Here is a 24,652-nt window from a genome sequence, read left to right as displayed (position 1 = left end):
TACAGCGATATCTATCTTGAAACTATTTTTTAATGAAGCATTTCTTAAGAATTTCTGAAAATTTCATAATAATTGGAACTAATGGATAGGAAAAACGTATAATTTATGTATAGTCACTAATAAGAAGGGGTTGAGTTTTTGAGAAGTGTAAAAATAACAGCATACATAATAGTCATGATGCTAATGGTTAGCTTGTTTTTACCAGTTGGACAAGCGAGCGCAGCACCAGCGCTAGAGGTGAGTGCAAAAGCAGGCATTAATGGGAAGGCAAAGCATATGCAGCCAGCTCCTTTGTATGTAACCATTAAAAATACCGGAGACGATTTTAATGGAGATATGGTTGTGAATGCATCGTATTCTTATGAAGCAGCTACAGCGCTCGTCATTCCTATTTCGATAGCAAATGGTGAAGAAAAAACATTTGAATTATATTTGAATGGTTTAACAAACTATGGATATTCAGAAGAGGAAATGTTCGCCTTTTTTGAAGGCGGAATTGACAAAGGCAAGAAAGTAAAATATTCAGGAACGAAGCGTCTGCAAACGAATTTTTTAGATCCAATGACGACGTTTATTTTTACGGTTACCGATAGTAGTGACCGTCTTAGTGAATATTTAAAGCTATCGCAGCATTTACCACATGCTCAGCTGGAAGTTATCCATTTGAACCAAATAAAAGAATACACATTGCCTGAAGATCCACTAGGCTTAGCGATGGCGAACATTATTGCATTTGATGAAGTATCAATTGCCGATTTATCGCAGAAGCAGCAAGAAGCATTATTAAAATGGGTGCAGGATGGTGGCACGCTTGTTATCGGTGCAATGGAGCAAATCAATACAGCTTCTGGCATATTTAAAGATAGCTTGCCATTAACATTATCAAATGAAATGGAAACTGTTAGTGCAGAGAGGTTATCAGCGTTAATCAATGAGGAAAAGTTTTCTGAATCAATTCAAGTGCATGCAGCTACGATGAATGCTGGTAGTCTTTCTGTGTTAGCTGATGAAGGCAATATATTAGCTGCAAGTAAAAAAATTGGTAGTGGTGAAATTATTCAAACGGCGTTTTCGTTAGGTGATCAGCCACTTGCTTCCATGGAAGGCTACGCGGCATTAACAGCGAAAATGTTAAGCATTCAAAAGTTTTCTAATTTTAATATGGGAGGATATCATCAATCACCATTTGAGCAAATGATGTATGACATACGTTCGGTAAATGAATTATTCCCATCATTTGAAGTTTCGATGACCTTTACACTGATTGTTGTCATTATTTATATTATTGTGATTGGACCGATACTTTACTTTATTTTAAAAAGATTAGATAAGCGTGAGTATGCTTGGTGGATGATTCCTTTAATATCGATTGTTGTATCAATTGCATTATTCGTTATAGGTGCACAAGGACGCATTATGCAGCCTCAAGCGCAGCAATCTGCAATTTATAAAGTAAATGAGGATAGTAGTTTAAATGGTTACTATATAGAGTCGATTTTAACAAATCGTGGTGGAGACTTTATTGTCAATACCGATTCTAATACAACGGCAATGGCTTTGCGTAATTATGGTCGATTTACAGGTTCGGGCGGTGCTTTATATGAACATTCGTATATTAAAGAGCACGCAGATGGCACAACGTTAACATTGCGCGATTTAAGCTATTGGTCTGTACAATCTTTTATTGGTAATACGGCTACGCAAAATGTAGGGAAAATGGATATTGATTTAACATTAAAAAATGAAAAGCTAACAGGGACAATTAAAAATAATTTCCCGTTTGACTTAAAGGATGTCACGCTACAATCGGGCTTAAAAATTGTGAAGTTAGGTGATATCGAAGCGAATGGTACATTGACTGTTGCGCAAGATGTGAAGCTGACAACATTGCAAAAGCCAGTCTATTACAACAGGTATAACTATACTTATCCAACAACAAAGGCTGATATCGACCCAGTTCGAATTGAGCGTTTGCAGGCAATGACAGGCTCTTTAACTGAGCAAGAGGAGCAGCCAATCATTAGTGCATGGGCAGAGCAAGCGCTTGTAGGTGTAGAGCTAGAGTCAGGGGCTAATATGTCACCGATTTCTTATTTCGTGCAGCCATTTGAAGGAAAAGTAGAATTAACAGGGCCGTTTACAATGAAGCAAAGCAATTTAAATTATGATTTGATTCCTTTATCGGTAAATGGTTATTATGAACCATTTGATAGACAGTTAAACAAATGGTATTTATCCGATGGCTCTTACGAAGTCATTGTTTCAGTACCACCTAATTTTACAGAGCATATTGAACAGCTAAATGAATTGATTATTGCAAACAAAGATTCAGTCAATATGAAGTTAGCAATTTGGAATAATCATACGGAAAGCTACGAGCCTTTAGATAAAAATCGTGTTGAATTAACAAATGACGTTGAGAATTATATGAATGACTTAGGTGAAATCCGTTTAGAGCTAATATTTACTACAAATCAGGGAACGATTGAAACGACATTACCTAACGTTGAGCTGAAAGGGGTGGCGAAATAATGATTGAAATTCAAAATTTAACGAAAAAATACGGCTCCTTTATCGCTTTAGATCAATTAAATTTATCGTTAGCAGAAGGAACTGTTTTCGGTTTCGTAGGAGCAAATGGCGCAGGTAAATCAACAACCTTCTCCATTTTAGCAACATTGCTTTCGCCGACCTCTGGAGATGCGTTTATTAATGGGAAAAGCGTTGTCAAAGATCCGAAAGAAGTGCGTAAGCAAATTGGCTATATGCCAGATTTCTTTGGCGTTTACGATCAACTGAAGGTCGATGAATATTTAGATTTTTACGGTGCAAGCTACGACATTCGAGCAGCAGAACGAGCAGTGTTAATACCGCAGCTATTGGAGCTTGTCAATTTAACGAATAAGCGCTATGAATATGTAGATTTATTGTCGCGTGGTATGAAGCAACGTTTATGCTTAGCGCGAGCTTTGATTCATGATCCGAAAGTGCTGATTTTAGATGAACCAGCATCGGGGTTAGATCCACGTGCACGAGTAGAAATGCGTGATATTTTGCGCAATTTAAAAACGATGGGCAAAACGATTTTAATTTCTTCGCATATTTTACCTGAGTTAGCAGAAATGTGTGATGAAATCGGTGTGATTGACAATGGCAAACTAATTGCGCATGGTAATGTAGCAACAATTCAGGCGCAGCTACAAGGAGAAAAGCGCATCGTCATAAAAGCGACAGAGCGTTTACAAGAAGTGCGTGCCTTTTTAGAGGAAGATCCGAAAATATCTTCAATCGATCTGATTGATAGCAAATTGGAAATTGAATTTAATTATCGTGGAACAGATGAGGAACAGGTAGCATTACTAAAAAGAGCCATCTTAGCAGATTTACCAATTTATGCTTTAATAGAGGAAGAGAAGGATTTAGAGGATGTCTTCATGGCAATTACGAAAGGAGCGGATGCGGAATGATGGAACGCTTATATAACCCAGTATTTGTGAAGGAGCTGAAGTTGCGCTTCCGTTCCTTTAAAAGTTTTTCAGGTTTAATGTTTTATTTAGCCGTTTTAACGATTTTTATAGCAGGCTTTTTATTAATTACGACAGGCTTTACAGGTAAAGGCTTTTTTAGGCCAGATACGAGTTTTATGATGTTTGCTGTATTGACAATTATTCAAATGGCGCTTGTGCTATTTATTACGCCGAGTTTAACGGCTGGTGCTATTAGTAGTGAGCGTGAAAAGCAAACATTAAATATTTTGCTAACAACGACACAAAGCTCCACACAAATCGTGATTGGTAAACTATTATCATCTTTATCATTTCTTGTACTAATGCTTGTAGCAGGCTTACCATTGTACAGCTTAGTTTTCTTATTTGGTGGTGTATCGCCATCACAAATTGTATCAATCTTTTTATTTTATTTATTAACTGTTATAGCAGTTGGTAGCATTGGCGTAATGTTTTCAACAATTACGAAAAAAACGATTGTCGCAATGATTGCTACGTATGGCTCTATCATTTTTTTAGGAGGAATAACAGCGTTTTTCTTCTTTATAACGCTTGCTTTTACACAAATGACAGCAACAGGTGGTACGCCACAATCCTTTATTGCTTACTTTTGGGCAGCGATTAATCCAGGTGCTTTAATGCTGACATTAATCGAGCCAGAAATGGGTAGAGGACTAACGGAGCTATCAGGTGTTAAGCTACCTGTTTGGGTAACGTATTTAATTTTTTACAGTGTGATGATTGTGCTTAGTTTAACTGTTGCAATTAAGAAATTGCGTGCAAATATGAAGAGCAATCGATAAGGAGGAATGGATATGGAGCAGCGTAAGCAATTACGGAGCTATATTCAACGTGCGAAAAGAAGTTTATTACTAGAAAAAAGCATACCGCTTGCACAATATGGCTTGTTTTTGGCCATGCTTGCGAGCGCTGCTATCATGATTGTTTCAAGATTGTTTGTCTGGCCATATTATCGTCAAACAGCCTTCACAGCATTTGCTGTAGGGCTTGTTGTGACGCTAATTGTTATATGGTGGAAGCGAGTTCGTGAGCAAGAAGCTTTATTTAAGCTAGACAGTTATTTTGCACATAATGAGCTAGTAACAGCTTTATCTTTTAAAAATGATGATGAACCCTTGGTGCAATCATTGCTACAAAAGGCATGGCACAACATGGAGCAGGCATTTTCAGCCTTTAAAAAGCGCGATAAAAAATTATTTCAGCCGAAAGCGTTTATCGGTCTTGTTATTACGGCTTGTTTGCTAGCAATTATGTATATCTTTCCTGCTAAGTCGCAAATGGAGGCAGTTGAAGTGGAAAAGGAACGCGCGGTTATGCAGGATATAAAAAAGGAAGTTGCGGAGCTAGAGAAAAAGGCTGAATCAAAAGAAGTAAAAGAGCAACTGAAGGAATTACAAAACAAATTGAAGGATACGAAAACTGCTGAGGAAGCATTGCGCGAAATGGTGAAAAAGCAAAAGGAGCTTGCACTAAAAGAGCAGCAGTTAAAAGATAAACAAAGCGTGAAGGAAAATGGTGACGATGCAGGTGAGAGCTTATCAGACGAAGAGGTAGAACAGCTAAAAGAACTAGCGCAATCACAGCAGCAGCTAACGAAAAGTGCCAATTCCACACAAGCTGAGATGGGGAGACTGGGCAAGCCTTTAAGCAAATCGTTACAAAATTCGATTGCAAGTGCGAATAATGCGAATGCCGCAAATTCAAACAATCAATCTAGTAATAAAGGACAGCAAGGCCAATCTGGTCAACAAGGACAGTCTGGCCAATCTGGTCAAGCTGGTCAGCAAGGACAAGGGAATCAACAAGGCCAAGGAAACCAGCAGGGACAAGGAAATGGTCAGGGACAGGGCTCTGGTCAAGGTCAGGGACAAGGCTCTGGACAAGGGCAAGGAAGTGGCCAGGGAACAGGCACTGGTCAGGGCAATGGTCAAGGTGGCTCAGGGGCAGGAAGTGGTCAAGGTAGCCGTGATTTATTGACAATTCCAGATCGTATTGGTGGTTCAAGTGAGACAACTGTTGATGGTGGTCAATTAGGAGAAGGAACACATGTTGATGAGCAAGAGGCAGACGGCCCCATTACGAAAGGGACAATTCGTCCATACGAAGAAGTCGTTGGCACATATAAAGATAGCTATTTAGAGAGCTCGGAGCGTTTACAATTACCGAAAGATTTACAATCGGTTGTACAATCGTACTTTACGTCAATCGAGTCGCGCTAGGAGGAAATTTGATGGCATTTACAGAACAGCAGTACACAGAGATGAGTGAAAAATTACAGCAAGTAAAGGAAGAAATTCATCGTTTTATTGTTGGACAAGAAGAAGCAATTGACTACACATTATATGCAGTTTTAGCAGATGGGCATGCCTTATTAGAAGGCTTACCAGGCTTAGGGAAAACGATGTTAATTCGCACGATTTCGGAAGTTTTGGATTTATCGTTTTCGCGTATTCAGTTTACGCCAGATTTAATGCCTGCAGATATTACAGGAACAAGCATGATTGAGCGTACTGCGGATGGTAAGCAACAATTTACATTCCAGCCAGGACCGATTTTTAGCCAAATGGTATTAGCGGATGAAATTAACCGTGCAACACCAAAAACACAAAGTGCCTTGTTAGAGGCGATGGGTGAAAAAACGGTGACCATTTTAGGTGATACGAAAAAGATGGCAAAGCCGTTTTTTGTACTAGCTACGCAAAACCCGATTGAGATGGAAGGCACATACCCACTACCTGAGGCACAAATGGACCGCTTCCTTTGTAAAATACTCGTACCCTATCCAACGAAGCAAGAACTGATGGAAATTATGAAGCGCACAACAGGCTCCATAGAAATCGGCTTACAAAAAGTAATGGATGCGCAGGAGCTCGTTCAAGCACAGCACATGGTAAAAGAAGTATTAGTGGCGGATGAAATGTTAGAGTATGCCACAGAGCTGATTGTGGCAACACATCCAGAGGGAGACTATGCAATTGATGAAGTGAAGCAATATGCATTGTATGGTAGTGGTCCGCGTGGTTTGCAAAGCTTAATTAAGCTTGCGAAGGCACGTGCATTACTCAATGGACGTTTCCATGTTTCTGTAGCGGATATTAAAACGGTTGCGAAGCCTGTACTGCGTCACCGTATGCTGTTGAATTACGAAGGGGAGGCTTCTGGTAAAACAGCGGATGATATTATCGATATTATTTTAGAAAAAGTGCAGCAAGGTGCTAGCAAGTGACGAATAAATACGTATTGCCGGAAGATTGGCTCGTCAAAATCGGTCGCTTCCAAGTAGCAACGGCCTCCAAATTACGTGGGCAGCATAAAGGCTCGCACCGTTCGCAACGCTTCGGGGCATCGCTTGATTTCTCAGATTTTCGTGAATATCATTTAGGCGATGATGTGCGACAAGTAGATTGGAATGTTTTTGCAAGAACAGATAAATATTTTATTAAACGCTTTTTAGATGAGCAGGAGATGCGCGTGCATATTTTGCTTGATACAACAAAATCAATGGCGAGAGAAGCGAAGTGGTTGTTTGCAAGGCAAATCGCTACATCACTTGGTTTAATGGTGCTTGGGCGTGATGACCGTCTATCTTTTTCTTATTTACAGGAGGAGCTAACGCCACCATTTCGTCGTAAAGGGGCAACATACAGGCGCGCATTTCTGCAAATTGTCTCTGCCCTTGAGCAAGCTAATTATAGCGGTGGCTTTGCGCAAGGTGCTTTAAGAGCATTGCCAAAGGATAGTACTGTTTTATTCATTATTACAGATGGCTTAGAGCCTGTTGAAGAGTGGGAACAGCTATTAAAGCGGTTACCACGCTTTGCTGGAGATGTGCGTATTATCCAAATCGTGACAGAGGAGGAGCTTTCGCCAAAGTATACAGGCGATGTGCGACTTTTAGATAGCGAGACAGGCAATGATGTCAATGTTACAATGTCGAGCAAGGTATTACAGACATATACAGAACGCCGCGTATTACATGAGCAACAGTTCGATGCGGTATGCCATCGTTTCGGCATTCGCAAATTACAATTGAAGGTGGAGGATGGCTTACAACATGCCATATTCCATCAATTAATGAAAGCACATTGGATTAGGTGAGGTGAGCCGTATGGGCTTTAGTCAAATACTTTATAGCTGGACGGCCATCTTTCCAGTTATTGTCCTACTATATTATTTCTTCCGTAAAAAATATACGGATCAACCTGTATCTTCTACCCTTTTTTGGTCAGAAATTATGCAGGAAACACGTGTATCACCATATTTAAAGCATCTGCAAAAAAATGCTTTGCTCTACTTACAACTATTGGCGTTATTGCTGCTTATGCTCGCATTGATGAATCCATATATAAATAAATCAAAAATTGCAGGTTCGCAAGTCGTGTTTATTGTTGATACGTCAGCGACAATGCTTGCAGGGAAAGAGCAAGCAACATTTGAGTTACATAAACAAGAAATGCTGTCACTCATCAACGATTTAAACGGCAGGCCAATCACAGTGATTACCACAGGACATGCGCCAATAGCTATTTTACAACAAGAAACGAATGTCAATGCGATTGAGCAGGCGATTCAGGCGTTGCAGGTAACATATGAAACGGCTCAAATGCCGAAAGCACTTGATGTAGCACAAGCATTTATTGGAGATGCGCCAACATCTGTTTACATTTTTACAGATGCGCTTGATAAAATGCAATTACCTATTGAAAAAGATACGGTACAGTGGATTGTGAAAGGTGCAGCAAAGGATTTAAAAAATATTGCAATTACGCGCTTTGCTGCAACGACAGATGGAAAAGCGGCAATGGCACTTGTACAGCTTCGTAACGATACGAAGGAGATGCAGCAAGCAACATTAACATTGTACGATGCTGATAATAAAGAGCTAGTAAGTGAAAAAGTGAACATACCGGCAAAGGAAATCGTAGCAAAAACCTTTAAAGATTTGCCTGTTACCCAAACAATGACAGCGAAAATTGATGCAAATGATGATTATCTAGTTGATAATACACAAACGGCATTGTTACAAACAACTTCTGCTGCATTAGTAGTTGACCAAAGCTTGCATCAGCTCATACAAAAAGGCTTTCAAGCGATACAGCCAAATGTCAAAATGGTGCCTGCGTTGCAGCTAGCTGATAATAAAGATGCGGTTATTGTAACGAATCAAGTAGCATTACTTGGACAAATGAAAAAGCCTATTATTTTATTTGGTCGAGATGACGCAGAGAAATTTGAAGTAGCAGGAAATATAAGTATGACAAATGATGCATTATTTGCCTTTAGTAATTTAAAGGATGTTTATGTAGGGGCATTATATGAAGGCTTTGATAGTTATAAAACAATTGCAACGGTAGGCGAGGAGCCCTTTATTCAGCTTTCGCCTGAAGGGGATATTATTGTTTTAGCCGATATTGAAGATACAGATTGGCCGTTGCATCCATCATTCCCGTTATTTTTATGGAGCGTGGAGCAGCAACTATTAGAATCCTCTAGCTCACTTGGCATCTTTGCGCCAAATGAGGAGAGAGTTGTAGCCTTGGCACAAGGAGAGTGGTCAGTTTATTCACAGGATGATGAATTTTTATCAACTGTTGTGAATGGTATTTTAACAGCTCCGATAAAGCCAGATACTTATGTTGTGCGCTCTACTGAAGAGGAGAAGCGTTTTATCGTGCAATTACAGGCACAGGAGCGTGTCATTGAAGAGGGAACAAGCTATACAATTGGTGCATTACCAGACAATGGGCAAGAGGAATTATCGAAATCATCCATTGTACCATGGATACTATTGCTTGTTTTATTATTGTTAGTTGTCGAATGGGAGGTGCAACGACGTCGTGGATTTACGAATTGATATACCGCTTGCCTTGTTGCTATTACTTCCATTGCTTATTTATTTTATTTGGACATTTTGGCGTGAACGAGAGCGTTTGAAAAAGAGCCATATTGTCGTATTAGGTATTCGAATTTTGGCGGTTTGCTGTCTTGTATTTGCCCTCGCAGGTCCTTATATTTTACTGCCAATTAAAGAGCAGCAAATCGTTTTTTTAGTCGATCGCTCAGCATCGATGAATACGACGGAGCAGGAGCTGACTGACTTTATCGTAGAGAGTCTACAATCGAAAAAAAATAATCAAGCAGCAGGCATTTACTCCTTTGCTTCCACTGTGCAAACTGAAGCAACTTTAACAGGGGATTTGAAGGAAGTGCCGAAATTTTCAGCATTCAAAAATAATGGCGAAACGAATATTGAGCAAAGCTTGCAAATTGCTACAGGTATTGTCGATTCCAAAAAAGCAACACGCTTTATCCTATTAACAGATGGCAATGAAACAAAGGGGGATGTCTTAGAATTTGCGACAAAGCTTAAAAGCTCAGCAATGAGTATTGATGTGGTGCCATTCCAACAAAAAGTCACGAATGATGTGTCATTGAAAAGCTTTGTTTCACCACAAATTGCGTATGCGGGAGAGCAACAGCAGCTTGTTACTGAGATTTATGCAACAGAAGCAGAACAAGGAGAGCTTTTGCTATATGAAAACGACCAGTTAATCCATCGTGAGGCGGTAGAGCTGACAGAAGGCTCCAACGTTTTTACGTATAAGCATAGTATGCAATCAGAGGGGCTTGTGAAATATGAGGCGGTTGTACAAGTTGGAGAAGATGCTATTTATGAAAATAATAAGCTGACGAGCATTACAATGGTGCAAAGTGAACCTCGCTTATTAATTGTCAATGGTTATGATATAGCATCTCCTATTGCAGCAGCACTCGGTCAGCATGCTATCAATTATGATGTAATTGCAGCTGAAAGCTTACCGAACGATCTTTCCAACTACTTGCAATACAATGCGATTATTTTCGACAATGTCCCAGGGCATGTAGTCGGTGAAGCAAAAATGCTTGTTATTGAGCAAGCTGTTAAAAACTTTGGTGTCGGCTTTGCCATGATTGGTGGAGAAAACAGCTTTGGCTTAGGTGGTTATTTTAAAACACCAATTGAAACATTATTGCCTGTTGAAATGGAGATAAAAGGGAAAGAACAGCTTCCTTCATTAGGTCTCGTTATTGTGCTTGACCGTTCTGGTAGTATGTACGGCTCTAAGCTCGAACTGGCAAAGGAGGCAGCAGCTCGTTCGGTAGAATTGCTACGTGAGGAAGACACACTTGGCTTTATCGCCTTCGATGATCAACCATGGGAAATTATTGAAACAAGTCCATTACATGATAAAGAGGCAGCTGTCGATACGATTTTATCGGTGACACCGGGTGGTGGTACAGAAATTTATCGCTCACTTGCATTAGCTTATGAAAATTTAGCAGACTTACAATTGCAACGTAAACATATCATTTTATTAACGGATGGTCAGTCACAGCCTGGCAATTATGAGGAATTAATTGAAGAAGGCAAAGGCAATAATATTACGCTATCAACAGTAGCGATTGGCAGCGATGCAGATAGCTCGTTATTACAGCAATTGAGCGAAATGGGAAGCGGACGCTTTTACGATGTCATCGATGAGCAAACAATCCCGTCCATTTTATCACGAGAAACAGCCATGATTTCACGTACTTATATTGAGGATAATCCATTTTATCCGACAATTTATAATGCATCAGGCTGGAATCAATTATTTGCACAAGGTGTACCGCAAATGAATGCCTATATTGGTACTACAGCAAAGCAAGGTGCAGTCGTTGTAGCAGAAAGTGCGAAGGAAGACCCTGTACTTGCACAGTGGCAGTACGGTTTAGGGAAAACCTTTGCCTTTACATCTGATTCGACAGGTAAATGGACAGGTGATTGGGCAAGATGGCAAGACTGGGGCATGTTCTGGCAAACGATGCTATCACAAATGCTACCAAGCTATAATGATATTGCCTACGATGTTCGTTTAGATGCAGATGGCTCTTTTATTATTACGGACCCGACAAATGAAGCTGCCTTTTTAGATATTGTGGCTGTCAATGAGGTAGGAGAAGAGCTAGAAACGCAACTTGAAATGATTTCTGCCTCACAAGTAAGAGCTACGGTAGATACAGAGCAAGGGCTGATTTTCTTCCGAATTGCCGATGAGGAACAGGCAATTTACCAAGCTGGCTTAACTGTGCCATATAGTGAGGAATATGAACTAAAGCCTGTCAATGAAAGGCTTATTACAGATTTGACAGAGCAAACAGGTGGCGCTATTTTGAAAGAACCAGCTGAAGCATTCCGTGACTTTACGACAAAGGGTGCTGAACGTCAAAATATTGCGCTATGGTTATTATTAGCAGGAATGCTACTATTCTTTATTGATATTACGATACGTCGCTTTGGCTGGGGCTTTTTCATCAAGCCAAGGATGGAAGCAGAAAGTGTGGAGCAAAAGCCTATACAAGCAGAAGATACGAATGTTGCTCAATTGCTGAAAGGTATGAAAAAGCGCTCATAAAAGGATGGTTGTGAAATGGATGAACAGTTACATGAGTGGATAAGACGTTTCCAGCAGGAAAAGGATATTGAAGCATTAATGCACTTGAAAAATGAATGTACTTATATGATTGAGCCTTTAATTGTGGAGTTTACTGAGAAATACGGAAAAGACGCAGGTGAGCTGTTACGCTTAAAATGGGATAAACGATTTCATTTTATTTTTACGAAGTACCAGTTAGATGTTGGTTTACCTTTAGAAAGCTTCGTGCAAAATACTTATCGTTTTTACTTTATGCAGGTGTTGACGAAGGCGGGATATCGATAAAAAGAGTGCTGGGGAATGGATTTTCCCAGCATCTTTTTCTAATCATTAACATTCGAATCTTGCAACAAAAAATTGTATAATGAAAGATATAAAACACTTTGCGTATCATAATAAATGTCAATTCACACTAGCCAAATTCACTTGTGTTATGTTGAAATGAAACAAATGTTCTTATTTTGTTGGGGGTGAGAATAATGGAAAAGGTATATAGTTTATTAGAAAAAATGTATGGAGAAATTCAAGGATTAAAAGGAGAGATGCAAGAAGTAAAGGGAGAATTACAAGAAGTAAGGGGAGAAGTGCAAGGATTAAAAGGGGAAATGCAAGAAGTAAGGGGAGAAGTGCAAGGGTTAAAAGGAGAGATGCAAGAAGTAAAAGGAGAAGTACAAGGATTAAAAGGGGAAATACAAGAAGTAAAGGGAGAAGTACAAGATTTAAAAGGGGAAATGCAAGAAGTAAAGGGAGAAGTACAAGATTTAAAAGTAAGAGTTGGGCAGATAGAAGAAAAAATGGATAGACATTTTATTGGGATTGGCAAGCAATTTGAAGAAGTTGTTAAATTGCAAAATAATGCTAATAAAGAAATAAATGAAAGATTGGATTATATTACATTGAAGGCTGCCAAAAACGAAAAGGATATTATGTTTTTACGCTACAAACAATAAACTATGTTTTAATAACGTGATGAGTTGAAAAAAATTGTTAAGTATTCAGACTGAGGTTTTGAATCACATGACTTTTGAAAACCTTTTAATGAAATAACGAGCTACTTTTAAGGGGAAAATAGGAATTTGAATATGCAAAATAATACTGCAAGAAAAAGGTGCAAGAAATCAATTGAAAAACTTGATTTCTTGCACCTTTTGACTATCTATTATTTCAAGCCTTTGCCAAGCCCTTTTAAAAAATGGACACCAAAATTGACAGCGCGGTTGACATCAGGATCTTTTAATTGCTTCATTAATTGCAAAACACCGATTTTTTCATCAGCTTCTACAGCTTTATTGCCTTCATCTAGTCCGCTGTTTAAAGCCTCAATGAGCTTTGTTGTTGTAGCAGGGTCCATATCTGACAATGCGCCTGCAACGCCCATTAAATTATTCATAATATTTGTGATTGGCTTACGTGTTAATTGGCCTAATGCGATATGAGCAACCTCTTCCTTTGCTTCAATTAGCTTCGATGCAGCCTCTAGTGCTCCGATATCATTTAATTCCGTTAAAATGGTGAAAATTTGCTTCACAGCATCCTCATTTTCTGTGACAAGTTGTTTTAAATCTTCTAGCTTTTGTGCTTGTAGTTGCTCAGCTGTAAGCTCTTCTTTTTTAATCGTCGAAATTAATTTTGCCACGCTCTTAATTCCCCCCATTCGTTGTTAAATGCACATAGCCTGGACGATTCCATTTGCGCTGTACTTCAACACCATTTTGCGGATGACGCTGCTTATAGCGCGGATTTGTTCGAGGAAGTGGCGTTTTGCCTTTAGGCTTCAGTACCTCAATACGCACCTTCGTCTGTTTATAGGCAGGTGTAGATGTGTTAATATCTGCGGCTGGACCTGTTAGGAAGTTGATTGCTGAATCTTTACTAACAGAGTTCATCGGTAAAAATAGCTCATTGCCTTGTACGCGATCTGTGACAAGCGCATTTAATTTCAATGCACCATATGGTGATACGAGGCGCAGGAGAGCGCCATCTTCAATACCGCGTTCCTTCGCTAATTCAGGCGATACTTCAACAAAAATTTCGGGAACTTTTGCTTGAATACCCTTTGATTTATTTGTTAAATTGCCTTCATGGAAATGCTCTAACATACGTCCGTTATTAATTAAGCAATCATATTGTGCCTCATATTCTACAGGCTGTACCCAATCCTGTAAGGAGAAGCGAGCTTTTTTATCAGGGAAATTAAAGCCGTCTTCATATAATAAAGGCGTATCCTTGCCGTCTAAGCTACCCCAACAGAAGCTGCCCCAGCCCTCTAATACATCATAGCTTGCTTCAGTAAATATAGGTGAAAGGCTAGCCATTTCAGCAAAGATTTCGCTTGGGTGGCGATAATTCCAATTTGCACCTAAGCGGCGTGCAATCAGCTGTAATATTTCCCAATCCGCTTTTGACTCACCAAGTGTTGGTAATGCTTGATATAAGCGTTGTACACGACGCTCTGTGTTGGTGAAAGTTCCTTCTTTTTCAAGCGATGGTGCGGCGGGTAAAACAACATCGGCATATTGTGCTGTGCGTGATAAGAAGCAGTCTTGCACAACGAAGAAGTCTAGTTGTGACAGCACTTCATCAACATGGTTTGCGTTACAATCAACAAGTGCCATATCCTCTCCAACTAAGTACATCGCCTTCATTTTACCTTCCATTACTGCGTCAAGCATGGCCATATTTGTGCGTCCCGGTTGTGCAGGAATTTTTACACCATAAGCCTCTTCAAATTTAGCACGTTCTTCGTCATTTGCCACTTTTTGATAGCCAGGCAATAGGTGAGGTAATGTTCCCATATCACAGGCACCTTGTACATTGTTATGTCCACGTAGTGGATAGGCTCCAGCCCCTGGACGGCGATAGTTACCTGTTGCTAATAGCAAATTGGAGATTGCCGCAGATGTATAAGAACCACCTGTATTTTGCGTAACGCCCATTCCCCAAAGAATACATGTACCATCTGAATCGTGAATCATTTCAGCTACTTGAATTAATGTTTCTTTCGCAATACCTGTTTGTTGCTCAGCATAATCCAATGTGTATTTTTCAAGTACCTCTTTAAATTCCCCGAAATGATTTACATTTTCTTGAATAAAGGCTTCATCATGCCAGCCTTGGTCAATCATATATTTGGTCACAGCCATTAGCCATACTTGGTCCGTACCTTGCTTTGGACGCATAAAAATATCAGAACGCTCCGCCATTTCATGCTTGCGAATATCAGCTACAATTAGTTTTTGCCCATGTAGCTTATGGGCACGTTTGACACGCGTTGCTAGTACAGGATGTCCCTCAGCAGGATTCGCACCAACAATAATCACAAGACCAGCCTTGGCGATATCCTTAATTGTGCCAGCGTCTCCACCTAAGCCAACTGTGCGAATTAAGCCATCTGTCGCAGGTGATTGACAATAACGTGAGCAGTTATCGACATCATTTGTTTGGAACAATTGACGTGCCATTTTTTGGATTAAGTAGTTTTCTTCATTGGTAATTTTAGAAGAAGAAATAAAGCCGATAGAGCCTGAGCCATATTGTTCATGAATGCTACCTAATTTTCTAGCTATTAAATCAAGTGCTTCCTCCCAAGATGATTCGACAAATTCATCATTTTTACGAATCAATGGCTTCGTTAGACGCTCCTCTGAGTTGATGAAATCCCAGCCAAATTTACCTTTTACACAAGTAGAAATGGCATTAACAGGTCCTTCAGAAGGTTGCACCTTTAAAATTTTTCGCCCCTTTGTCCATACTTCGAATGAGCAGCCTACACCGCAAAATGTACAAACCGTTTTCGTTTTTTTCGTGCGTTTACTACGCATCGCAGCCTCTACTTCAGAAATAGCAAAAATACCGCTATAGCCCGGCTCAACTTCTTTAATTAAGTGAATCATTGGGTCAAGCATATCTTGCTTCAACCCTGTCATAAAGCCAGCTTCGCCAAGCATTGTTTTTTCCATTAAAGCGTTACATGGACAGACTGTGACACATTGACCACAGCTAACACAGGACGAATCGTTAATTGCCACACCTGTATCCCAAATGACACGTGGTCTGTCGGCTTCCCAATCAAGAGATAATGTTTCATTGACCTGTAAGTTTTGGCAGACCTCTACACATTGGCCGCAAGCGATACATTGGTTTGGGTCATAGCGGTAAAAAGGGTGTGATGTATCGACTTCATGTGGTTCAACTTTCGGTTTATACGGATATTTTTGATGCTCTATTTCCATCATTTCAGCCGTATTATGCAATGCACAATTACCGTTGTTATTATCGCAAACTGTGCAGTATAGCAAATGATTTTCTAATAAGCGATCCATCGCCTCTGTTTGGGCCGCCTTTGCTTTGTCAGAGGCTAGTTGGACATTCATTCCTTGCTGTGCCTTTGTTGAGCAAGAGCGTACTAATTGTCCATTTACTTCCACAATACAAGTGTCACAGGTCTCAATTGGGTCAACTACCGGCACATGACAAATTTGTGGATGTGCAATACCATTTTGGTTAATCGTATCGAGAATTGTTGCCCCTTCTGTTATAGGATATGCTACGCCGTTAATCGTAATATTGTTCAAAGTCAGTTCCTCCTCTTTCTCTCCGACTATTAAATGCCAAGACTAGCACCCCCTCATTTAGTGCTTATGTCTTCACATGAAATAAAAAAATCCACCAAGAAATGACACGCTATTTGCATGTTAGTCATTCAAGGTGGATAAAACTCTTAGCAGAACGTGCTAAAAACCCAATCTACTGTTCAGTTAAGTTCACAATAGCACTCAAACATTAAAATTCCTGATGAATTAAAATATCTCAATCCCATTCGTATATCTTTTATTATAGCTTCTTTATTTGCAATGAACAATCCTTTATTTTTCCCTTTCAATTTTTTTCGCGGTACTATATTATTAACAAACTAGTAGGGTGGAAAAATTATTTGATGTTAGGAGAACCGCACAATGTCTAAAAAAATACATGAATTTAACGATATGATTCGCAAGTTGCGTAAAGATTTATTTGGAAAAGGACCTGAGCGTATCCAGACAGTTTTTGTTAACAATATGGCGATTTCGACTTTGCACGGCAATCTCACACCGACAGAAAAATTTATCGCAAGTACAGCAGAGGGCTTAAAAACGATTCATGCTGCACGAACGAACATGATACAGGAGCTATATGCGAAAGAACCGCCAACCGCATTGGAAGAACTGATGGGTACAAAATTAGTTCATCTTTTTACAGATATAAAAATTGAGGAAGATATAGCCATTTCGGTATTTATGTTTGAGGATACTATTAGTGAATAGAGGCGATGACTGATGGAAAAGGCAGTTATGCGAAAGATTTTACGCGTTGATAACGGACAAGTAAAAACGCTAGAAGATATGGTTGTCACAGAGCATGCAGTGACGATTAAAATTAACCAGCAGGAATTTGTGACAATGGTTTGTACGCCTGAATATGTGGAAGATATGGTTGTTGGATACTTAGCCTCTGAGCGTGTTATACAGAGCATTGAAGATATTGAGGATATTTGGTATCAGCAACAAGAGGGCTTTGTGCATATTACAACAAAGCGGTTAAATCCATATTATCAACAAATCCAAAATAAGCGTTATATTACTTCTTGCTGTGGTATGAGTAGGCAAGGCTTTGTTTTTACAAACGATGCCTTGACAGCAAAAACAATGAAGGATAGCAATATCCAAATTACAACAGAGGATTGCTTCCGCTTTATGCAGGAAATGCAAAATACGGCATTAACCTTTAAGCAAACTGGCGGTGTGCATAATGCGGCGTTATGTGATAACAATGGCATCTTATTAACGCGTATGGATATTGGTCGTCACAATGCACTTGATAAAATATACGGTCATTGTTTGCGCCAACAAATTGATATGCGTGATAAAATTATCGTTTTTAGCGGACGCATTTCATCTGAAATTTTATTAAAGGTATCGAAAATTGGCTGTGCCATTGTCTTATCAAAATCGGCACCGACAGAGCTAGCATTGCAATTAGCTGAACAATTAGGTATTACGACAGTAGGCTTTATTAGATACAATTCGCTTAATATTTATACACATCCAGAGCGTATTCAATTGCGAAAGGAGGAGCTATGATGACTGTACGTGATAAGCTCAATCGGCCGTTGCGAGATTTGCGCATATCGGTAACAGACCGTTGCAATTTCCGTTGTCAATATTGTATGCCCGCGGAGATATTTGGACCAGACTATGCTTTTCTACCATCGGATAAAATTTTAAGCTTTGAGGAAATTGAACGCTTAGTGAAAATTTTCGTAGCACTCGGTGTTAAAAAAGTGCGAATTACAGGCGGTGAACCGTTGCTACGCCGTGATTTACCTGTGTTAATTGAGCGTCTTTATCAAGTACAAGGCGTAGAAGATATTGCTTTGACAACAAATGGCACTTTATTAAAAAAATATGCACAGGCTTTAGCACAAGCAGGTTTGTCAAGAGTGTCTGTCAGCTTAGATTCATTAGATGAGCAACGCTTTGCTGAGATGAATGGACAGCGTGGAAAAGTGGTAACAGTGCTAGAAGGCATTGAAAAAGCAGTCGAAGCAGGATTAGCTGTGAAAATTAATATGGTTGTTCAAAAAGGAAAAAATGAGCAAGATATTGCAGAAATGGCGCGCTTTTTTAAGGAGAAACAGCATATTTTACGCTTTATTGAGTATATGGATGTCGGCAATTCAAATGGCTGGCGCTTAGACGATGTTGTGCCGAAAAGAGAGATTCTTACACAAGTACAGAATTTTTCACCGTTGCATCCAGTTGAGCCGAATTATACAGGCGAGGTAGCGACACGCTATCAATACGAGGATGGGCAAGGGGAAATTGGTGTCATTTCGTCAGTGACAGATTCTTTTTGCTCGACATGCTCACGCGCTCGTATTTCAGCAGAGGGCATATTGTACACATGTTTATTTGCTACAAACGGTGTCAATTTACGAGAATTATTGCGCTCCAATGCGGATGATGTGGTGATTACCGAGAGAATTTCTGAAATATGGGAACAGCGCGTGGACCGTTATTCAGATGAGCGCAATGAACAAACGGTGCAAAACAGAAGAAATGCAAAAATTGAAATGTCACATATCGGTGGTTGAAAATTATCTAGTTCAAAAGTAATGATTCGCCCAACGGATGAAGGAAAGCGCCCGGCCAATCGCTAAATTCGCCCAACGAACAGGTTAAAGTGCCCAACCAATGTTTGTTTTCGCCTGTTAAAGAGGGGCGTGCCCGCAATTTCAGACAGCCCCTCTCATATTAGTCATGCGTGTATGTGCCGCTTTTGCCACCTGTTTTTTGCACAAGATAGGTTTCTTTAATGACCATCGACTTATCGACCGCTTTGCACATATCGTAAAACGTCAGTGCAGCAACGGAAACGGCTGTTAATGCTTCCATTTCTACACCTGTTTTACCATTGCATTTGACAGTTACTTCGATATGTAACTCGTAGCCTGAAGCGCTTTGCTGATAAGTGAATTGGAAATCTGTACCTTGCAACATAATAGGGTGGCACATCGGAATAATGTCTGCTGTTTTTTTAGCAGCCATAATACCCGCAATTTGTGCTACTTGTGTTGGGTCACCTTTTTTGATGTGACCTTGTTGAATCGCTTCATACAATTGATTTGATAAAGTGATAATGCTACGTGCAATCGCTGTGCGCTGTGTAACATCCTTTGCCGAAATATCGACCATTTTTGGACGACCTTGCTCATTCCAATGGGTAAAATTATTCATGGTTTGACTCCTTTGCCAATCTTGTGGTGTGTTGATATTGGTAAATGCCATTGTATCGCTTGCGAATGGGACATAGCAAACGCGAAGCTTTTCTAATAAAGCTTGCATACTGCGCCGATTTTGCTGAACTAATTGGCTAGCAAGTGGATAGGCAGTGCGGCGATATAAGGCAGCGAGCGGCTGTAATCGATTATCTTGCCGTGGCACAATGGCATCATAGCGCTCATCTATAAATGTTAGCAATGTTTGGACAAGCGCTGCATCGATAAAAGGCATATCGCTTGCTAAAACGAAAAACCATTCAACATCGGGGAAATTTCCCATAATATTGTGTAAAGCAAAGAGCGGTCCTTGGTGTGGCTGTTGCTCAATAAGCCACTGTACATCAGTTTCAGCAAAGCCCTTCTGCAAGTGCTCATTTGTGGCGATAATTAAGGGCTGTAGCTGATTTTGTTGTAAAGCGTTTAAACTGTACTGATAAAGAGGCTGATTTGCAAATTGCTCAAACATTTTTGGCTGACCATAGCGTGACGATTGCCCACCTGCTAATAAGACGCCTGCAATTTTCATAGGCGTCGTAGCTCACCAACAAAATGTTGGATAGTCGGCACAATAAGCTTTGTCATTGCAAGTGTAACCGCGTTTGTAGAGCCTGGTAGCACATAGATGGCCGTTTGTTGACAGCTACCTGCTGTTGCGCGGCTAAACATTGCTTTTGCACCAATTTCATCATAGCTTAACGTCCGAAATAGCTCGCCAAAGCCTGTCATTTCTTTTTCAAAAAGAGGAGCAATGGCGTCATAGGTTTGGTCTCTTGCTGTAAAGCCTGTTCCACCAGTTACAATGATGGCATGAACGGTTGGGTCAGCGCACCAGCCTTGTACAAGGTGGGCAATTTCAGCAGGCTCATCGGCTACAATTCGATAGTCTGCTAATGTAAAGGAAGCTTCTTCAAGCAATGTTTGAATGCGTTGCCCGCTCTTGTCATCGGCTACTGTACGTGTGTCACTTACTGTTAAAACTGCAACGTGTATAGCAAGATGCTGATATGTTGGATGTGTCATATAATTGAAATTCTCCTTTTTGAATCTTATTATAATAAAAATATAAATAGAAAGGCAAAAATGCCATGCATGATAGATATTCAAGACAGCAATTATTTCAGCCCATTGGACAGCTTGGGCAACAGCAACTTCAGCAAAAGCATGTGCTTATTGTTGGGGTAGGAGCTCTCGGCAGTGCGAGTGCGGAGGCACTTGTACGCGCTGGTGTTGGCAAGCTGACGTTAGTTGATCGAGACTATGTAGAATGGAGTAATTTACAAAGGCAGCAACTTTATACAGAGCAAGATGCTGAAAATAAAATACCGAAAGTGATTGCGGCACAGCAGCGCTTACAGCAAATTAACCGTGATGTGCTGATTGATGTACATATTTTAGATGCATATACGGCACAATTTACCACATTGCTTGCTGGTGTTGATGTCATGATAGATGCAACGGATAATTTTGATATTCGCTTTTTCTTGAATGACCTTGCACAAAAGCATCACATACCATGGGTTTATGGTTCTTGTGTTGGAAGCTACGGCGCTACGTATACCATTGTACCCAAGGTCACACCGTGTCTACACTGCTTACTATCCGCTATACCAAATACCGGAGCAACCTGTGATACGGTAGGCATTATTAGCCCAACAGTGCAAATAGTAGCGGCTTATCAAGTAGCGGAGGTACTTAAAATTCTAGTAGGGAATATGGCAACTTTACGCAAAAGCTATTTAACATTTGATGTTTGGCAAAATCAGCATTATGAAATTAATGTGAATAAAATCCGTCAATCTGATTGTCCATCCTGTGGTACAAATCCTACCTATCCGTATTTAGCCTATGAAAATCAAACGAAGCTCGATATATTATGTGGACGTGATGCTGTACAAATTCGACCACCACAGCAAGTTCACTATGACTTGCAGCAGCTTGCCGAAAAGCTACAACATCATGGTAGGATTCAACAAAATCCATATTTACTCTCTTGTCAAACAGAGGATTATCGTTTTGTACTATTTCAAGATGGACGAGTTGTGATCCATGGCGTACAAGATGTTCACCAAGCGAAAAGCATTTACTATCGTTTATTAGGATAAAGGAGTGTTTTAATATGATAGAACAAAGAAAGCCAATTGCTGTAGCGGAGGCTGTGCAACGTGTCATGCACTATGCTTATCAAGAAAAAACGGAAACGATTCCATTGCATCAAGCGTATGGACGTTTTTTAGCAGAGGATATTGCTGCTGATCAAGATGTCCCTGCCTTTGATCGCTCGCCTTATGACGGCTATGCGATACGTTCGATTGATAGTGAGGGAGCTAACGCTGAACAGCCTGTTGTATTCCAAGTTGTAGGTGAAATCGGCGCAGGCTATGTTTACGACGGTATTGTCGATGAGCGGCAAGCTGTGCGCATTATGACAGGAGCGATGATTCCGCAAGGCTGTGATGCTGTTGTCATGCTTGAAATAACGCAAAGCTTTGAGCAGGATGGGCAAGCCTATATGTCATTGAAGCGACAAGTACAGGCAGGCACAAATATTTCTTACAAAGGCGAGGATATTCAAAAGGGTGCTGTTTTAATTACAAAAGGGCAGTATATTAACCCCGGTGTTGTTGCACTTTTGGCTACATTTGGTTATCCACAAGTAACAGTTTTCAAAAAACCTATCATTGGTGTGATTGCAACAGGCAGTGAATTATTAGAGCCTGATGAAGCGTTGCAAGCTGGAAAAATTCGCAATAGTAATGCTTATATGGTAATGGCACAAATTGAGCGTGCTGGTGCAACAGCGAAATATTTTGGTCAATTAAGCGATAATTTGGAACTATGTATTGAAGCTGTGAAAGATGCTTTACAGGAAGTGGATATTTTAATTACAACAGGTGGCGTATCTGTTGGTGATTATGATTATTTGCCAGCTATCTACAAGGCGATTGGAGCAGAGGTACTTTTTAATAAAGTGGCGATGCGTCCAGGTAGCGTTACGACAGTTGCGGCACGTAATGGACAGCTCTTATATGGTTTGTCTGGCAATCCATCTGCTTGTTATGTCGGCTTTGAACTATTTACACGTCCGATTATTCGTACAGCTTTTCAAAATCCGCAGCCGCATTTACGACGTGAGCAGGCGAGGTTAGGCGCTGATTTTCCAAAGCCGAATCCTTTTACACGCTTTGTACGTGGAACGGTTTCTTTTGATAATGGGCAGCTAATTGCTGTGCCTTGCGGTTTTGATAAATCAAGTGCTGTATCATCGTTAGAGGGAGCGAACGCCTTTATCGTGTTGCCAGGTGGCTCGCGCGGCTACGAAAAGGGCATGCAAGTTGTTGTTTTATTGTTAGAAGATATGCAAGGAAGTGAATGGCCTTGGGACAAAATCGAAAAATCCTACAAATCGTAGGCTATCAAAACAGCGGCAAAACGACGCTTCTTGAGAGGTTAATTGCCTGTGCAACAAAGCAAGGGGTGCGAGTTGCAACGATTAAGCACCATGGGCATGGCGGTGTACCGCAAAACGATCAGACAAAAGATAGCGCACGTCATGCAGAGGCAGGTGCTCGTATAACGGCTGTTGAAGGTGCGGGCATGTTGCGTTTGAGCATACAGCAAGAGCGTTGGAAGCTAGACGATATCGTGGCGCTTTATAACATATTTCCAATCGATTGGCTGTTGATTGAAGGCTATAAAAATGAACATTACCCGAAAGTTGTGTTGTTACGTACAGAGACAGATGAGATTTTATTGCAGCAGTTATCCAATATCGTCTGTGTAATTTATTGGCATGTACAGCCTACAACGGATTATCCAGCGTTTTCGATTGATGAAACAGCACAATATCTTGATTTTTTAATGACAGAAATGAGGAAAGATTAATGTTTGAAATTACTGATAAGCCAATTGATATAGAGCAAGTAAGAGGTAAGGTAGTTAGTCGTAATGCAGGAGCTATCACAGTTTTTATCGGCACAGTGCGTGAAATGACAAAAGGCAAAAAAACATTGCATTTGGAATATCAGGCCTATATACCAATGGCAATTAAAATGTTTGAGCAAATTGCTAAGGAAATAAATGAACGCTGGCCAGATGCACAAATAGCGATTAGTCATCGCATCGGACAGCTAGCGATTTCAGATATTGCTGTTGTTATTGCAGTCTCCTCGCCACATCGTAAAGTTGCCTATGAAGCAAATGAATATGCAATTGACCGCATTAAACAAATTGTGCCGATTTGGAAGAAAGAGCATTGGGAGGATGGCACAGAGTGGATAGGGGACCAATTGGAAAATATCCCTTATCCAACAGGTACGCCATCATTAAATAAGGAGGACTAGGCAACATGGAGATTTTATTATTTGCTCATTTGCAGGAAACCATCGGACAATCCCAGTTAACGATTGACATGCCACAATGCACAGTGGGCGAGTTGAAACAATGGATGGCGAGCAACTATCCGAACATTTCGTTGCAGCAAGTGATGGTTGCAGTGAATGAGGAGTTTGCCATAGATACAACCGTGATTCAACCACAAGATACAGTTGCCTTTATCCCACCAATCAGCGGGGGATGAGTGGCGAGAATGATTTATGGAAACCCGCAAATAAATTGGGAAACCCGCAAATAAATTGGGAAAGTCGCAAATAAATTGGGAAAGTCGCAAATAAATTGAGAAAGTCGCAAATAAACTGAGAGAACCTGCAAATAAATCGGGAAAGTCGCAAATAAACTGAGGAAACCTGCAAATAAATCGAGAAAGTCGCAAATAAACTGAGAGAACCCGCAAATAAATTGGGAAAGTCGCAAATAAACTGAGGAAACCCGCAAATAAATCGGGAAAGTCGCAA

The 24,652-nt window shown here is 40.3% G+C and carries 23 protein-coding genes and 1 pseudogene; 18 read left to right on the top strand and 6 right to left on the bottom strand.

Annotated elements, in window-relative coordinates; translation table 11 throughout:
• The first annotated feature begins 138 nt into the window (after positions 1 to 138).
• The 10 genes from C9J34_RS04750 (at position 139) to C9J34_RS21690 (ending at position 12,933) form a co-directional block, all read left to right on the top strand.
• Complete coding sequence (locus C9J34_RS04750; protein WP_107838719.1) at positions 139 to 2,532, top strand: DUF7408 domain-containing protein; 2,394 nt, start codon at positions 139 to 141, stop codon at positions 2,530 to 2,532.
• On the top strand, positions 2,532 to 3,467 hold the full coding sequence (locus C9J34_RS04745; RefSeq protein ID WP_107838718.1) for an ABC transporter ATP-binding protein: 936 nt from the start codon (positions 2,532 to 2,534) through the stop codon (positions 3,465 to 3,467). The genes C9J34_RS04750 and C9J34_RS04745 overlap by 1 nt, the downstream gene beginning before the upstream one ends.
• Positions 3,464 to 4,309 carry an ABC transporter permease gene (locus C9J34_RS04740; protein ID WP_107838717.1) on the top strand — a complete coding sequence of 282 codons (846 nt, stop codon included), beginning with the start codon at positions 3,464 to 3,466 and terminating at the stop codon, positions 4,307 to 4,309. The genes C9J34_RS04745 and C9J34_RS04740 overlap by 4 nt, the downstream gene beginning before the upstream one ends.
• A gap of 12 nt (positions 4,310 to 4,321) precedes the next feature.
• The gene (locus C9J34_RS04735; protein WP_107838716.1) at positions 4,322 to 5,746 is read left to right on the top strand and encodes a hypothetical protein; all 1,425 of its coding nucleotides are present in this window, start codon (positions 4,322 to 4,324) and stop codon (positions 5,744 to 5,746) included.
• A gap of 11 nt (positions 5,747 to 5,757) precedes the next feature.
• A complete protein-coding gene (locus tag C9J34_RS04730; RefSeq protein WP_107838715.1) occupies positions 5,758 to 6,753 on the top strand; it encodes an AAA family ATPase in 996 nt (331 codons plus the stop codon).
• Entirely contained in the window at positions 6,750 to 7,625 is an 876-nt protein-coding gene (locus tag C9J34_RS04725; RefSeq protein ID WP_107838714.1) for a DUF58 domain-containing protein, read from the top strand. Before C9J34_RS04730 ends, C9J34_RS04725 begins: the two co-directional genes overlap by 4 nt.
• A gap of 10 nt (positions 7,626 to 7,635) precedes the next feature.
• Positions 7,636 to 9,381: a vWA domain-containing protein gene (locus tag C9J34_RS04720; RefSeq protein ID WP_107838713.1), complete on the top strand. Its 1,746-nt coding sequence runs from the start codon at positions 7,636 to 7,638 to the stop codon at positions 9,379 to 9,381.
• Positions 9,365 to 11,962, top strand: a complete 2,598-nt coding sequence (locus tag C9J34_RS04715) for a VWA domain-containing protein (protein WP_107838712.1) — start codon at positions 9,365 to 9,367, stop codon at positions 11,960 to 11,962. Before C9J34_RS04720 ends, C9J34_RS04715 begins: the two co-directional genes overlap by 17 nt.
• 15 nt (positions 11,963 to 11,977) lie before the next feature.
• The gene (locus C9J34_RS04710) at positions 11,978 to 12,268 is read left to right on the top strand and encodes a hypothetical protein (protein WP_107838711.1); all 291 of its coding nucleotides are present in this window, start codon (positions 11,978 to 11,980) and stop codon (positions 12,266 to 12,268) included.
• A 194-nt stretch (positions 12,269 to 12,462) separates the two neighbouring features.
• Complete coding sequence (locus tag C9J34_RS21690) at positions 12,463 to 12,933, top strand: hypothetical protein (RefSeq protein WP_153062606.1); 471 nt, start codon at positions 12,463 to 12,465, stop codon at positions 12,931 to 12,933.
• A gap of 209 nt (positions 12,934 to 13,142) precedes the next feature.
• On the opposite strand, the gene C9J34_RS04700 is transcribed toward C9J34_RS21690, so the two are convergent.
• Positions 13,143 to 13,619, bottom strand: a complete 477-nt coding sequence (locus tag C9J34_RS04700; RefSeq protein WP_107838710.1) for a helical membrane plugin domain-containing protein — start codon at positions 13,617 to 13,619, stop codon at positions 13,143 to 13,145.
• A 4-nt stretch (positions 13,620 to 13,623) separates the two neighbouring features.
• Positions 13,624 to 16,557 (bottom strand): formate dehydrogenase subunit alpha, encoded by a 2,934-nt coding sequence (fdhF, locus tag C9J34_RS04695; RefSeq protein WP_107838709.1) that lies wholly within the window; start codon positions 16,555 to 16,557, stop codon positions 13,624 to 13,626.
• 381 nt (positions 16,558 to 16,938) lie between these two features.
• On the opposite strand from fdhF, the gene C9J34_RS04690 reads away from it, so the two are divergent.
• The 3 genes from C9J34_RS04690 to moaA are packed head-to-tail and all read left to right on the top strand — an operon-like array spanning position 16,939 to position 19,115.
• Positions 16,939 to 17,286 carry a Na-translocating system protein MpsC family protein gene (locus C9J34_RS04690; RefSeq protein ID WP_107838708.1) on the top strand — a complete coding sequence of 116 codons (348 nt, stop codon included), beginning with the start codon at positions 16,939 to 16,941 and terminating at the stop codon, positions 17,284 to 17,286.
• Positions 17,287 to 17,298: 12 nt separating this feature from the next.
• Positions 17,299 to 18,102 (top strand): formate dehydrogenase accessory sulfurtransferase FdhD, encoded by an 804-nt coding sequence (gene fdhD, locus C9J34_RS04685; RefSeq protein WP_107838707.1) that lies wholly within the window; start codon positions 17,299 to 17,301, stop codon positions 18,100 to 18,102.
• Entirely contained in the window at positions 18,102 to 19,115 is a 1,014-nt protein-coding gene (gene moaA / locus C9J34_RS04680; protein WP_420799117.1) for a GTP 3',8-cyclase MoaA, read from the top strand. The genes fdhD and moaA overlap by 1 nt, the downstream gene beginning before the upstream one ends.
• 160 nt (positions 19,116 to 19,275) lie before the next feature.
• Here the strand turns inward: moaA and moaC are convergent, their stop codons facing one another.
• The 3 genes and pseudogenes from moaC to C9J34_RS04670 form a co-directional block, all read right to left on the bottom strand.
• Positions 19,276 to 19,758: a cyclic pyranopterin monophosphate synthase MoaC gene (gene moaC / locus C9J34_RS21830; RefSeq protein ID WP_193768891.1), complete on the bottom strand. Its 483-nt coding sequence runs from the start codon at positions 19,756 to 19,758 to the stop codon at positions 19,276 to 19,278.
• Between the two features lie 99 nt (positions 19,759 to 19,857).
• Positions 19,858 to 20,328, bottom strand: a pseudogene (locus tag C9J34_RS22300) (molybdenum cofactor guanylyltransferase); the annotation flags it as partial.
• Positions 20,325 to 20,822: a MogA/MoaB family molybdenum cofactor biosynthesis protein gene (locus tag C9J34_RS04670; protein WP_107838704.1), complete on the bottom strand. Its 498-nt coding sequence runs from the start codon at positions 20,820 to 20,822 to the stop codon at positions 20,325 to 20,327. The gene C9J34_RS04670 and the pseudogene C9J34_RS22300, both read right to left, overlap by 4 nt.
• Before the next feature lie 65 nt (positions 20,823 to 20,887).
• Here C9J34_RS04670 and C9J34_RS04665 point away from each other — a divergent pair, with 65 nt between their 5' ends.
• The 5 genes from C9J34_RS04665 to moaD are packed head-to-tail and all read left to right on the top strand — an operon-like array spanning position 20,888 to position 24,378.
• Entirely contained in the window at positions 20,888 to 21,904 is a 1,017-nt protein-coding gene (locus tag C9J34_RS04665; RefSeq protein WP_107838703.1) for a MoeB/ThiF family adenylyltransferase, read from the top strand.
• 14 nt (positions 21,905 to 21,918) lie between these two features.
• The gene (locus C9J34_RS04660) at positions 21,919 to 23,211 is read left to right on the top strand and encodes a molybdopterin molybdotransferase MoeA (RefSeq protein WP_107838702.1); all 1,293 of its coding nucleotides are present in this window, start codon (positions 21,919 to 21,921) and stop codon (positions 23,209 to 23,211) included.
• A complete protein-coding gene (gene mobB, locus C9J34_RS04655) occupies positions 23,172 to 23,684 on the top strand; it encodes a molybdopterin-guanine dinucleotide biosynthesis protein B (RefSeq protein ID WP_107838701.1) in 513 nt (170 codons plus the stop codon). Before C9J34_RS04660 ends, mobB begins: the two co-directional genes overlap by 40 nt.
• Positions 23,684 to 24,142: a molybdenum cofactor biosynthesis protein MoaE gene (locus C9J34_RS04650; RefSeq protein ID WP_107838700.1), complete on the top strand. Its 459-nt coding sequence runs from the start codon at positions 23,684 to 23,686 to the stop codon at positions 24,140 to 24,142. Before mobB ends, C9J34_RS04650 begins: the two co-directional genes overlap by 1 nt.
• Positions 24,143 to 24,147: 5 nt before the next feature.
• Positions 24,148 to 24,378 (top strand): molybdopterin converting factor subunit 1, encoded by a 231-nt coding sequence (gene moaD, locus C9J34_RS04645; protein ID WP_107838699.1) that lies wholly within the window; start codon positions 24,148 to 24,150, stop codon positions 24,376 to 24,378.
• A gap of 14 nt (positions 24,379 to 24,392) precedes the next feature.
• Here moaD and C9J34_RS22295 read toward each other — a convergent pair.
• The coding region (locus C9J34_RS22295; protein WP_238600566.1) for a hypothetical protein at positions 24,393 to 24,652 on the bottom strand (260 nt) is incomplete at its 5' end.

The sequence above is a fragment of the Metasolibacillus meyeri genome, assembly GCF_003049505.1.
GTDB classification, from domain to species: domain Bacteria; phylum Bacillota; class Bacilli; order Bacillales_A; family Planococcaceae; genus Metasolibacillus; species Metasolibacillus meyeri.
This window is presented reverse-complemented; position numbering and strand designations above follow the sequence as displayed.